The 12,000-nt window shown below is 71.1% G+C and carries 11 protein-coding genes; 2 read left to right on the top strand and 9 right to left on the bottom strand.

Going from position 1 to position 12,000, the window contains the following annotated elements:
* Positions 1–36 precede the first annotated feature (36 nt).
* Both ACFVTR_RS03230 and ACFVTR_RS03225 read left to right on the top strand, forming a co-directional pair.
* Positions 37–864, top strand: a complete 828-nt coding sequence (locus ACFVTR_RS03230) for a purine-nucleoside phosphorylase (protein WP_387034683.1) — start codon at positions 37–39, stop codon at positions 862–864.
* 26 nt (positions 865–890) lie between these two features.
* Entirely contained in the window at positions 891–2,615 is a 1,725-nt protein-coding gene (locus tag ACFVTR_RS03225; RefSeq protein WP_387034681.1) for a phospho-sugar mutase, read from the top strand.
* Positions 2,616–2,795: 180 nt separating this feature from the next.
* Here ACFVTR_RS03225 and ACFVTR_RS03220 read toward each other — a convergent pair whose 3' ends face one another.
* The 9 genes from ACFVTR_RS03220 to ACFVTR_RS03180 all read right to left on the bottom strand — a co-directional run bounded on the left by ACFVTR_RS03220 (position 2,796) and on the right by ACFVTR_RS03180 (position 11,995).
* Entirely contained in the window at positions 2,796–3,080 is a 285-nt protein-coding gene (locus tag ACFVTR_RS03220; protein ID WP_387034679.1) for a PTS sugar transporter subunit IIB, read from the bottom strand.
* Positions 3,077–3,532 (bottom strand): PTS sugar transporter subunit IIA, encoded by a 456-nt coding sequence (locus ACFVTR_RS03215; RefSeq protein WP_387034677.1) that lies wholly within the window; start codon positions 3,530–3,532, stop codon positions 3,077–3,079. The genes ACFVTR_RS03220 and ACFVTR_RS03215 overlap by 4 nt, the downstream gene beginning before the upstream one ends.
* Positions 3,533–3,599: 67 nt before the next feature.
* Positions 3,600–4,721 carry an adenosine deaminase gene (locus ACFVTR_RS03210; protein WP_387034675.1) on the bottom strand — a complete coding sequence of 374 codons (1,122 nt, stop codon included), beginning with the start codon at positions 4,719–4,721 and terminating at the stop codon, positions 3,600–3,602.
* A gap of 93 nt (positions 4,722–4,814) precedes the next feature.
* The gene (locus ACFVTR_RS03205; protein WP_387034673.1) at positions 4,815–6,119 is read right to left on the bottom strand and encodes a thymidine phosphorylase; all 1,305 of its coding nucleotides are present in this window, start codon (positions 6,117–6,119) and stop codon (positions 4,815–4,817) included.
* Complete coding sequence (locus tag ACFVTR_RS03200) at positions 6,116–6,532, bottom strand: cytidine deaminase (protein WP_387034671.1); 417 nt, start codon at positions 6,530–6,532, stop codon at positions 6,116–6,118. The genes ACFVTR_RS03205 and ACFVTR_RS03200 overlap by 4 nt, the downstream gene beginning before the upstream one ends.
* 60 nt (positions 6,533–6,592) lie before the next feature.
* Positions 6,593–7,891, bottom strand: coding sequence for an ABC transporter permease (locus ACFVTR_RS03195; RefSeq protein WP_387035373.1), 1,299 nt, complete (start codon positions 7,889–7,891; stop codon positions 6,593–6,595).
* A gap of 5 nt (positions 7,892–7,896) precedes the next feature.
* A complete protein-coding gene (locus ACFVTR_RS03190; RefSeq protein WP_387034669.1) occupies positions 7,897–9,234 on the bottom strand; it encodes an ABC transporter permease in 1,338 nt (445 codons plus the stop codon).
* Positions 9,231–10,748, bottom strand: a complete 1,518-nt coding sequence (locus ACFVTR_RS03185) for an ABC transporter ATP-binding protein (RefSeq protein ID WP_387034667.1) — start codon at positions 10,746–10,748, stop codon at positions 9,231–9,233. Before ACFVTR_RS03185 ends, ACFVTR_RS03190 begins: the two co-directional genes overlap by 4 nt.
* Positions 10,749–10,909: 161 nt before the next feature.
* The gene (locus tag ACFVTR_RS03180) at positions 10,910–11,995 is read right to left on the bottom strand and encodes a BMP family protein (protein ID WP_387034665.1); all 1,086 of its coding nucleotides are present in this window, start codon (positions 11,993–11,995) and stop codon (positions 10,910–10,912) included.
* Between the last annotated feature and the right edge of the window lie 5 nt (positions 11,996–12,000).

Below are 12,000 nucleotides of genomic sequence, written 5' to 3'. Positions count from 1 at the left end.
CGTGCCGATGCATCCGGCGCGTTCTAGAGTGGTGGGATGCACGATGCGAACCCGCTGGACGACCCCACCGCCGACCCGTTCGAGGTGGCCGCCGCCGCCGCCGCGAAGATCGCCGAGCTCACCGGCGTTCCCCGCCACGACGTCGCACTGACGCTCGGCAGCGGCTGGGGCCGTGCCGCCGAGCTCATCGGCGAGACGACCCACACCCTCGCCGCGACCGACGTGCCCGGGTTCTCCAAGCCCGCCCTCGAGGGCCACGTGGGCACCCTGCGCTCGGTGCTCCTGCCCTCGGGCAAGCGCGCGCTCGTGATCGGCGCCCGCACCCATTACTACGAGGGCCACGGCGTGCGCCGCGTCGTGCACTCGGTGCGCACCGCAGCCGCCGCGGGGGCGACGACGATGATTCTCACGAACGGCGCCGGCGGCATCAAGGAGCACTGGACGCCCGGCACTCCCGTGCTGATCAGCGACCACATCAACCTCACGGCCGACTCGCCGCTCGAGGGCGCCACCTTCATCGACCTCACCGACCTGTACTCGCAGCGCCTGCGCGACCTCGCGCACTCGATCGACCCCGGGCTCGACGAGGGCGTGTACTGCCAGTTCCGCGGACCGCACTACGAGACCCCGGCCGAGGTGCAGATGGCGAAGGCCATCGGCGGGCACATCGTCGGCATGTCGACCGCGCTCGAGGCGATCGCCGCGCGTCAGGCGGGCATGGAGGTGCTCGGCATGTCGCTCATCACCAACCTCGCCGCCGGCATCCAGCAGACCCCGCTGAGCCATGCCGAGGTGATCGAGGCCGGCCAGGCCGCCGAGCCCGTGATCAGCGCGCTGCTCGCGAAGATCGTCGCCGCGCTCTGAGCGCACGCCGCAGGAAGGACCGACGGATGTCGCACGAACTCGATGCCCGCGACGCCGAGCGCGTCGCCCTCGCCGAGGCCTGGATCGCGCAGGACCCCGACCCCGAGACCCGTGACGAGCTCGCCTCGATCGTCGAGTCCGTGCGCGGCGGTGACGCCGAGGCGTCCGCCGACCTCGCCGACCGCTTCGACTCGCGCCTCGCCTTCGGCACGGCCGGGCTCCGCGGCGGGATCGCCGCAGGCCCGAACCGCATGAACCGGGTGCTCGTCGCCCAGGCGGCGGCCGGGCTCGCGGCGTACCTCCTCGAGCACGCCGCGCCGGGCACGACGCCCTCGGTCGTCATCGGCTACGACGGGCGCAAGAACTCGGCGGTCTTCGCCCGCGACTCGGCCGAGCTCATGGCCGGGGCCGGCGTCCGTGCCATCCTGCTCCCGCGCCTGCTGCCGACGCCGGTGCTGGCGTTCGCCGTGCGCCACTTCGACACCTCGGCGGGCGTCATGGTGACCGCCTCGCACAACCCGCCGAACGACAACGGCTACAAGGTGTACCTCGGCGACGAGCACCACGGGTCGCAGATCGTCGCCCCCGCCGATGCCGAGATCGCGGCGCACATCCTGCACGTCGCGTCGACGGCAGCCGTGCCCGCGCTGCCGCGCGCGGAGTTCGAGACGGCCGGAGAGGAGGTCGTCGACGAGTACGTGCGCCGCACCGCCGAGAGCGCCGCCCCCGGCACCCCGGCGGCGCAGCCCCGGGTCGTCTACACGGCGATGCACGGCGTCGGCTGGGAGACGGCGGCCCGCGTGCTCGAGACCGCCGGATTCGACGCGCCCGCGCTCGTCGAGGCGCAGATCGCCCCCGACGCCGCGTTCCCGACGGTCTCGTTCCCGAACCCCGAGGAGCCGGGGGCGATGGACCTGTCGTTCGCCCGCGCCCGCGACGTCGACGCCGAGCTGATCGTCGCGAACGACCCCGACGCCGACCGGCTCGCCATCGCGATCCCCGACGCGACCGCGCCCGACGGCGCGGGGTACCGTCGGCTCACGGGCAACGAGGTCGGCCTGACGCTGGGCTGGCTCGCCGCCCGCCGCGCCGCCGACGCCGCAACCGGTGACGGCGGACCGAACGGCGCGCTCGCCTGCTCGATCGTCTCCTCCCCCGGCCTCGAGGCCGTCGCCCGCGCCTACGGGCTCGACTTCGAGGCGACGCTCACGGGATTCAAGTGGATCTCGCGGGCGCCCGGCCTCGTCTTCGGATTCGAGGAGGCGCTCGGCTATCTCGTGAACCCCGGCGTCGTCCGCGACAAAGACGGAATCTCGGCCGCGGCCGCGTTCCTCTCGCTCGCGGCCGAGCTGAAGGCCGACGGCCGCACGGTCGCCGACCACCTCGACGAGTTCGTCGAGAAGTTCGGATGCCACGCCTCCGGCCAGGTCTCCATCCGCGTCACCGACCTCTCGCGCATCGGCGCGGTGATGGCGCGGCTGCGCGCCGAGCCGCCGGCCTCGGTCGGCGGAATCCGGGTCGAGCGCATCGAGGACCTCGCCGACGGCTTCGGCTCGCTCCCCCCGTCGGACGTCCTCCGCATCGTGCTCGAGGGCGGCTCCCGCGTGATGGTGCGCCCGAGCGGCACCGAACCGAAGCTCAAGGTCTACCTCGACGCCGTCTCGGAGCAGGGCACGGTCGCCGAGCGCCGGGCCGCGGCGACGGCCACGATCGCCGCGCTCGAGGCGGGCATGCGCGAGCTCGTCGCGTAGCGTCGGGCATGCGCGAGCTCGTCGCGTAGCGTCAGGCGGGCGCACGCCCCGATGGTGCGCGCAGGTGGCACGCCATGAGCACTGAACCCCGATTCCGCGTCTGAGGCGCGTGCATCGGGGTTCAGTCGCAGGAACGGGGTTCGGTCGAGCCCTGCCCGCGGACCCCGCAGCGGCGACGCGTCAGCCGAGCGAGCGTTCGAGGAGCCGCGAGATCTCGTCGACGTCGAAGTAGTTCGTCACCTCGACCACCTCGGCGAAGCTCCGCCCGATGGCCTCGCGCACGGCGGGGGCGAGCTCGCTCGAGGTGAGGATCACCTGCGCGTCGGACGCCGCCGCGGCGATGCCCGCGAGATCGCTCGCGTCGACGTCGGCGGCGAGCTCGAGGCGCTCGAGGGCGCGTTCGGCATTGACCTTGAGGATCGCGGAGGTGCCGATGCCGACACCGCACACGGCGATGATCTTCACGCTGCACCCCCGTCGATGCCGAGGAGAGCCCGGACCTCCCCCGCGTCGCGCGCCCGGGCGAGCCGGCCGACCGCGCCGGCGTCGTTGAAGACGTTCGCGAGGTTCGCGACCGAGGCGACGTGCTCCTCCGCGTTCGCGACCGCGAGGCCCAGGACGACGTTCACCGGGTCGTTGTGCGGGTGTCCGAAGGCGACCGGCTCGGCGAGCGTCACGACCGCGAGCCCCTCGTGGAGCACGTCGCGCCCGGGCCGGGCGTGGGCGAGCGCGAGCCCGGGGGCGATGACGACGTAGGCGCCGAACTCCTCGATGACCGCGATCATGCGGTCGGCGTAGTCCGAGCGGGTCGCACCCGAACGGGTCAGCGCCCGCCCGGCCTCGCGTACGGCACCGCGCCAGTCGGCGGCGTGCGCGCCGAGGACGACGGCCTCGTCGGGAAGGGGAGGGAGGTTCATTGCGGGTCCGTTCAGGGGCGGCGGCGCGGACGGCGGAGGCCCGTGGCATCCGCCGTCGGCAGCGTCGTCAGGCTTCGTCGAAGCCGTCTTGAATGAGCTCGGCGAGCTCGTCGCGGTCGTCGAGCGGCAGGAACGCCGCGGCCGCCGCATTGAGCTGGAACGTCTCGAGGTCGTCGAGGTCGTAGCCGAAGGCGTCGCTGAGCAGCGCCAGTTCGCGGGTGAGACTCGTGCCCGACTGGAGCCGGTTGTCGGTGTTCACCGTCACGCGGAAGCCGAGCTGGTAGAGCAGGTCGAAGGGGTGGTCGACGAGTTCGTCGCCCCACGCCGTGATCGCACCGGTCTGGAGGTTCGACGACGGGCTCGTCTCGAGGGCGATCTCGCGGTCGCGGACCCACTGGGCGACCGGGCCGAGCGAGACGTAGGTGTTCTCGTCGTCCTGGCGTTCGATCAGGAGGTCCTCGGCGATGCGGACGCCGTGGCCGAGCCGGAGTGCACGGCCGTCGAAGAGCGCGCTTCGGATGGACTCGAGGCCGTCGGCCTCGCCCGCGTGCACCGTGACGGGCATGAACTGGCCGGCGAGGTAGTCGAACGCGGTGCGGTGGCGGCTCGCCGGGAACCCGGCCTCGGCGCCGGCGATGTCGAAGCCGACGACGCCGCGGTCGCGGTGGCGCACGGCCAGCTCGGCGATCTCGAGCCCGCGGTCGGCGTGGCGCATCGCGGTGATCAACTGCCCGGTGCGGATGCCTCCGCCCTGGTGCCGCACGTCGTCGGCGCCCTGCTCGAGGCCCTCCTGCACGGCCTCGACCGCCTCGTCGAGCGTGAGCCCGCGCGTGAGGTGCTGCTCGGGCGCCCAGCGGATCTCGCCGTAGATGACGCCGTCGGCGGCGAGGTCCTGCACGAACTCGCGCGCGACGCGCGAGAGGCCCGCGCGGGTCTGCATGACCGCCGTGGTGAGGTCGAACGTCTTCAGGTACTCGACGAGCGAACCCGAGTTCGACTGCTCGGTGAACCAGGCGGCGAGGCCGTCGGCGTCGGCCGCCGGAACCTCGAGCCCCTGCTCGTCGGCGAGCTCGATGAGGGTCTGCGGGCGCAGGCCGCCGTCGAGGTGGTCGTGCAGCGAGATCTTGGGCAGGGACTGGATGCTCGTGCCGTCGCCCTCGAGCCGGTACTCCGTCGGAATCGTGTTCACGTGACAACGATAGCGGCGCGACTGCCGCGAAGTCTCGGCAATCTCGAAGCCGGGCGCGCCCCGAGACCCGCTACACCCCGACCCCCGACCGCGTCAGCGGCCGATCCGGTCGGCGATGAGCGGGCCGCCGTCCTCGACGGGGTCGCCCTCGTCGCCGATGCGCCAGGCGCCTGCGACGGCCTCCAGCGCACGCTCGAATCGAGCCGGTTCGTCGGCGTGGAGCGTGAACAGCGGCTGACCGGCGCGCACGGCGTCGCCGGGCTTCGCGTGCAGTTCGATGCCGGCGGCATGCTGCACCGGGTCCTGCTTGCGAGCGCGGCCCGCGCCGAGGCGCCAGGCGGCGATGCCGAACGGCAGCGCCTGCTGCTCGACGAGCACGCCGTCGCGCTCGGCGGTCACGACGTGCTGCTCGCGGGCGACGGGCAGCGCCGCGTCGGGCTCGCCGCCCTGGGCGATGATCGAGCGCCGCCAGGTGTCCATCGCGCGACCGTCGTCGAGGGCGGCCTCGACGTCGACGTCGGGCCGGCCGGCGAGGGCGAGCATCTCGCGGGCGAGCTCGACCGTGAGCTCGCGCACGTCGGCGGGGCCGCCGCCGGCGAGCACCTCGACCGACTCGCGAACCTCGTTGGCGTTGCCGATCGTGAGGCCGAGCGGCACGTTCATGTTCGTGATGAGGGCGCTCGTCGCGACCCCGGCGTCCTCGCCGAGCTCGACCATGGTGCGGGCGAGCTCGCGCGAACGCTCGATGTCCTGCAGGAACGCGCCCGAGCCGAACTTCACGTCGAGCACGAGCGCCCCGGTGCCCTCGGCGATCTTCTTCGACATGATCGACGAGGCGATCAGCGGGATCGCCTCGACCGTGCCGGTGATGTCGCGGAGCGCGTAGAGCTTCTTGTCGGCCGGCGCGAGGCCCGCGCCCGCGGCGCAGATCACTCCGCCGACGTCGCGCAGCTGCGCGAACATCTCGTCGTTCGTGAGGTCGGCCCGCCAGCCCGGGATCGACTCGAGCTTGTCGAGCGTGCCGCCCGTGTGGCCGAGCCCGCGCCCCGAGAGCTGCGGCACCGCGACGCCGAAGGTCGCGACCAGCGGCATCAGCGGCAGGGTGATCTTGTCGCCCACGCCGCCCGTCGAGTGCTTGTCGCTCGTCGGCTTGCCGAGCCCGGAGAAGTCCATGCGCTCGCCCGAGGCGATCATCGCCATCGTGAGGTCGCGGATCTCGCGGCGCGTCATGCCGTTGAGGAAGATCGCCATGGTCATGGCCGACATCTGCTCGTCGGCCACGTAGCCGCGCGTGTACGCGTCGACGAGCCAGGCGATCTCGGGCGAGGTGAGCTCGCGCCGGTCGCGCTTCGCGCGGATGAGGTCGACGGCGTCGAAGGGCTCGATGGCGGTGGTCATGCTTCTCCTCGGAATTCTGCGAGCTGGCGCGGGCCGAACGCGTCGGGCAGCACCTCGTCGATGGTCTTCAGGCCCGACACGGTGTCGAGCACCATGCCCTCGGCCGAGTGCTCGTACAGCAGCTGGCGGCACCGCCCGCACGGCATGAGCGTGGCTCCGTGGCCGTCGACGCAGGTGAAGGCGACGAGCTTGCCGCCGCCCGACATGACGAGTGCCGACACGAGCGAGCACTCGGCGCAGAGGGTGACGCCGTACGAGGCGTTCTCGACGTTGCAGCCGCTCACGACGCGGCCGTCGTCGACGATCGCCGCGGCGCCCACCGGGAACTCGGAGTACGGCACGTAGGCCTTCGCCATCGCCTCGCGGGCGCGCTCGCGCAGCCCCTGCCAGTCGATCGCATCCGTCGCGGTCATGTTGCTCTCCCGTTGCAGATGAGGGTGGTGGATGTCCCGGGGCGGGCCCCGGGACCTCCGTCAGGCTTTGATGTAGGGCTTTCCGGCCGCCGCCGGGCCGCGCACCTTGCCCACGAATCCGGCCACGGCGAAGATCGTGATGAGGTACGGCAGCATCAGCATGAACTCGCTCGGCACGGGTGAGCCGATGACGCCGAGGGTGTTCTGCAGGTTCGAGGCGAATCCGAACAGGAGCGCCGCGAGCGTGGCCTTGATCGGATCCCACTGACCGAAGATGACGGCGGCGAGGGCGATGAAGCCCGCGCCCGCGGTCATCTCCTTGTTGAAGGCGCCGACCGAGCCCAGCGTGAAGAACGCGCCGCCGAGGCCGGCGATCGCACCGGCGAGCGAGACGTTCCAGAAGCGGGTGCCGGTGACGTTGATGCCCACCGTGTCGGCAGCCTGCGGGTGCTCGCCCACCGAGCGGAGGCGGAGGCCCCAGCGGGTGTGGAACAGGCCGATGTAGACGGCGGCGACGGCGATGTACATGAGGTAGACGATGATCGTCTGGCGGAACAGCATCGGCCCGATCAGCGGGATCTCGCTGAGCACCGGGATCGGCAACCGCTCGAGGCGCGGCGGCGAGTTGAGGACCGCCGCGTTCGGCGCGAGCACCTGCGAGAACAGGAAGCTCGTGAGCCCGAGGACGAGGACGTTCAGCACCACACCGACGATGACCTGGTCGACGTAGTACTTGATCGAGAACGCGGCGAGCACGAACGCGACGAGCACGCCCGAGATCGAGGCGGCGATCATGCCGAGTGCGGGGCCCATGATGGCGTTGCCGACCGCGGAGGCCACGACGGCCGAGGTGAAGGCGCCCGCGAGCAGCTGACCCTCGATCGCGATGTTGACGACGCCGACACGCTCGGAGATGACACCGCAGAGCGAACCGAAGATGAGCGGCACCGAGAGGCTCAGCGCGCCGGCGAGCAGGCCGGGGAGCGGGATGACGGGGGTGCGCGAACCGGCGGCCGCCCACGTGAGGAACCCGATCAGGAAGATCGCGGCGAACAGCACGACGAGCCAGATGCCCACCTTGCGCTTCGCCCGCACGAGGAGCGCCGAGACGACGGTGATCGCCGCCATGAGCACGACGCAGACCCACGAGGTGACCTCGCTCGAGAGCGTGACGTCGGGCAGCTGGATGACGTCGTTCGCCTGCGAGAGCTTGAACGTGGCCTCGCCGTGGCTGCCGGCGGCGACGAAGAGGACGGCAGCGAGGACGGTGAAGATCGCGAACGCGATCGGCGCCTTCCAGCTGACGACGACGGTCTTGTCGAGCGAGGCCGACACGGGCGCGGCGGGGTCGGTGGTCACGGTGCTCACTTCGCCTCAACCTCCTTCGTCACGATGGGTCGCGGTCGCTTCGGGGCCGAGCCCGGGGCGGGCAGGCGGAAGATCGCGCGAACGAGCGGGGGCGCCGCGATGAACAGCACGATGAGCGACTGCACGACGAGCACGATGTCGATCGGCACGCCCTCGGCGGCCTGCATCGAGAATCCGCCGGCCTTGAACGCGCCGAACAGGATGCCGGCGGCGAGGATGCCCCACGGCGTCGAACGGCCGAGGAGCGCGACGGTGATCGCGTCGAAGCCGATGCCGGCGTCGATGCCGCTCGAGAAGCCGGTCGTCACGGTGCCGAGCACCTGGCTGACGCCCGCGAGGCCGATGAGCGCGCCCGAGATGAGCATCGCGTACACGTACATGGACTTGACGTTGATGCCGGCGACGCGGGCGGCGTTCGGGTTCTCGCCGACGGCCCGGAACTTGAAGCCGAGGCTCGAGCGGTTGAGGATCCACCAGACGAGCACGGTGGCGCCGATCGCGAGGATGAAGCCGAAGTGCAGGTTGAACTGCGGCCCGAGGAGATCGGGCAGGATCGCCGTGTCCTTCATCGGCGGCGTCTTCGGGTTGTTCGATCCGGGGGCCTGCAGCAGGCCCGGGGTCCGCAGCATCCATTGCACGAGATAGAGCGCGACGTAGTTGAGCATGATCGTCACGATCACCTCGTGCGCGCCGGTGCGGGCCTTCAGGAGCCCGGCGATGCCGGCCCAGAGGGCCGCGCCGATCATGCCTGCGAGCACGGCGACGATCATGTGGATGCCCCAGGGCAGGTCGAACCCGAAGGCGACCCAGCCGGCGGCCGAGGCCGCGATGAGCATCTGACCACGGCCACCGATGTTGAACATGCCGACGCGGAAGGTGAGCCCGACGCCGAGGCCGGCCGCGATGAGCGGCGTCGCGAAGGTGAGGGTCTCGGTGAGCGGTCGGATGCCCGAGATGAAGTCAGGCCGTCGGAAGTTGTAGATCGAGCCCTGGAAGAACGCGACGTACGCTCCGGAGACCGACTCCCAGATCGCCACGAAGGTGTCGCCGGGGCGGGCGAAGAAGTAGACCGCCGCCTCCTGCACCCGCTCGTCGGTGAAGGCGATCATGACCGCGCCGACGATGAGGGCGAGCACGATGGCCAGCACCGAGATGATGGCGTTGCCGGTGACGATCTCGCGGAACGCGGTGGCCCACCGCGAGGGCGGCTCGACCTCGCCGGGAGCGGGTGTCGAGGGCCCTGCGGGGGGCGGCGCCGTGTCGGTCGCCGCGCCCTGCGGTGCGGGCGTCTCGACGGGCTCTGCGCCCTGCGCGGGCTGCTGGGGGTCGCTCATGCGGCGGCTCCTTCTGCGGGGACCTCGCCGGCCATCATCAGGCCGAGGACGTCGCGGGGGGTGTCGCCGGGCACGATGCCGACGATGCGGCCCCGGTACATGACCATGATCCGGTCGGCGAGGGCGGTGACCTCGTCGAGCTCGGTCGAGACGACGACGACGGGGACGCCCGCGTCGCGCGCCGCCACGATGCGCTTGTGGATGAACTCGATCGAGCCGACGTCGACGCCGCGGGTGGGCTGCGCCGCGACGAGGAGGCGGAGCTCGCGGCTGAGCTCGCGGGCGAGCACGACCTTCTGCTGGTTGCCGCCCGAGAGCCGGCCGACCTTGGTCTCGATGCCCGGCGTGCGCACGTCGAACTCCGCGACCTTCTCGGTCGCGAACTGCTCGAGCACGCCGCGCTGCACGTTGGCCGCCTTCACGAACGGTGCCCCGTTCGAGCGGTCGAGCATGAGATTCTCGGCGATCGAGAACTCGCCGACGAGGCCGTCCTCGTTGCGGTCCTCGGGGACGAAGCCGACGCCCGCGTCGAGGATCTTGCGCACGCTCTCGCCGCTGAGCTTCTCGCCGTCGAGCGAGATCGACCCCTGCACACGGGGCTGGAGTCCGACGAGCGCCTCGGTGAGCTCGGTCTGCCCGTTGCCCTGGACGCCCGCGACGGCGAGGATCTCGCCGCGACGCACCTCGAAGCTGACGTCGTTGACGACGAGCTGGCCGATGTGGTCGATGACCGAGAGCCCGTCGACGACGAGCGCCGGGTCGCCGAGCTTCGGCGGGTCCTTCTGCACGGTGAGCTCGACGGCGCGACCCACCATGAGCGAGGCGAGCTCGACGTTCGAGGCCGTGGGCGAGGCCTCGCCGACGACCTTGCCGAGGCGGACGACCGTGATGGTGTCGGCGACCTCGCGGACCTCGCGGAGCTTGTGGGTGATGAACACGATCGCGGTGCCCGACTCGCGGAGCTGGCGCATGATCGCCATGAGCTCGTCGGTCTCCTGCGGCGTGAGCACGGCGGTCGGCTCGTCGAAGACGAGCACCTTCGCGTCGCGCGAGAGCGCCTTGATGATCTCGACGCGCTGCTGCACGCCGACGGGCAGGTCGTCGACGAGGGCGTCGGGATCGACGTCGAAGCCGAACCGGTCGGAGATCTCGCGCACCTTCGCGCGGGCCGACTGCAGGTCGAGGAACCCGCCGGCCTTGGTCGACTCGTGGCCGAGCATGACGTTCTCGGCGACCGTGAAGACGGGGATGAGCATGAAGTGCTGGTGCACCATGCCGATTCCGGCCTTCATCGCGTCGCCGGGGCCGGCGAAGTGCTGGACGACGTCGTCGAGGAGGATCTCGCCCTCGTCGGCCTGGTACAGGCCGTAGAGCACGTTCATGAGCGTCGACTTGCCTGCACCGTTCTCACCGAGGAGGCAATGGATCTCTCCGGCCTCCACGGTGAGGTCGATGTGGTCGTTTGCGACCAAGCTGCCGAATCGCTTCGTGATGCCGCGAAGTTCGAGCTTCATGACCCCGATCCTAGTGATCTGTCCGCATCCGTTGGAGATGCTGCGCGAATGTTGAGGTGCATCCGAGCGTGCTGCTCAGATGCTGCCGAACCTGCTCGGCGGGGAAACGAGCCGGGGAGGCCGGCAATGCCGACCTCCCCGACTTCGTGATGGCGAACCGCTTATCCGGCGAGGTAGGACTCGACGGTGATGTCGCCCGCGATGATCGCTTCCTGCAGCTCGGCGACCTTGTCGGCGAGCTCGGCCGGGACCTTGCTCTCCCAGTCGTGGAACGGCGCCAGGCCGACGCCCTCGTTCTCGAGGGTGCCGACGAACGGCGTCGGGTCGAACTCGCCGTTGCCGGCCTCGATGATCGCGTCGTAGACGCCGACGTCGATGCCCTTGCGGATCGAGGTGAGGAGGAGGTCGCCGACCGAGGGGTCGGTCTCGTACACGTCGGCGTCGACGCCGATCAGGGCGATCTCACGGCCCGAGTCGCGGATCGCCGCGGCTCCGGGCTGGTAGATCGGGCCGCCGACGGGCAGGAGCACGTCGACGTTCTGGTCGATGAGACCCTGCGCGACCTGCTTGGCCTTGTCATCGGGGGCGAAGCCGCCGGTGAACGAGCCGTCCTGCTTGGCGCGGTCCCAGCCGAGGACCTTGACGGCGGTGCCGTTCTCCTCGTTGTAGTGCTCGACGCCCTGGGCGAAGCCGTCCATGAAGATCGAGACGGTCGGGATGTTGAGGCCGCCGTAGGTGCCGACGACGCCCGTCTCGCTCATGCCCGCGGCGAGGTAGCCGGCGAGGTACGCGGCCTGCGCGGTGTCGAAGATGATCGGCTTGATGTTCTCGGCGTCGGTGGTGCCGTCGAAGTCGGTGTCGACGGTGTCGTCGATCGAGATGTACTCGAGGTCGGCGTTCGCCTGGGCCGACTCGAGCGCGGCCGGTGCGAGCAGGAAGCCGACCGTGACGATCGTGTTGCAGCCCTGGTCGACGAGGCCCTGCAGGTTCGACGCGTAGTCGGTCTCCGCGGCCGACTCGACCTCGGTGTACTCGACGCCGAGCTCGTCGGCGGCCTTCACGAGGCCCTCGAAGCCGAGCTGGTTGAACGACTTGTCGTCGAAGCCGCCCTCGTCGGAGACCATGCAGGGCAGGTAGTCGAGCGTCTCGCCGCCCGCCTCGTTCGACTCTTCGGGAGCCGAGGCGCATCCGGCGAGCAGCGCGGCTGCACCGAACATCGCGAGGCCGCCGAGAGCGGCCTTCTTCATCGTGA

The sequence above is a fragment of the Agromyces sp. NPDC058126 genome, from assembly GCF_042884595.1.
Taxonomy (GTDB): Bacteria; Actinomycetota; Actinomycetes; order Actinomycetales; family Microbacteriaceae; genus Agromyces.
Note: the sequence above shows the minus strand (reverse complement) of the source record. Positions and strands in the feature narration are given on the sequence as shown.

Coding starts and splice junctions, on each gene's coding strand:
- ACFVTR_RS03230 (WP_387034683.1), top strand. CDS start 37: ATGCACGATGCGAACCCGCTGGACGACCCCACCGCCGACCCGTTCGAG.
- ACFVTR_RS03225 (WP_387034681.1), top strand. CDS start 891: ATGTCGCACGAACTCGATGCCCGCGACGCCGAGCGCGTCGCCCTCGCC.
- ACFVTR_RS03215 (WP_387034677.1), bottom strand. CDS start 3,532: ATGAACCTCCCTCCCCTTCCCGACGAGGCCGTCGTCCTCGGCGCGCAC.
- ACFVTR_RS03205 (WP_387034673.1), bottom strand. CDS start 6,119: ATGACCACCGCCATCGAGCCCTTCGACGCCGTCGACCTCATCCGCGCG.
- ACFVTR_RS03200 (WP_387034671.1), bottom strand. CDS start 6,532: ATGACCGCGACGGATGCGATCGACTGGCAGGGGCTGCGCGAGCGCGCC.
- ACFVTR_RS03190 (WP_387034669.1), bottom strand. CDS start 9,234: ATGAGCGACCCCCAGCAGCCCGCGCAGGGCGCAGAGCCCGTCGAGACG.
- ACFVTR_RS03185 (WP_387034667.1), bottom strand. CDS start 10,748: ATGAAGCTCGAACTTCGCGGCATCACGAAGCGATTCGGCAGCTTGGTC.
- ACFVTR_RS03180 (WP_387034665.1), bottom strand. CDS start 11,995: ATGAAGAAGGCCGCTCTCGGCGGCCTCGCGATGTTCGGTGCAGCCGCG.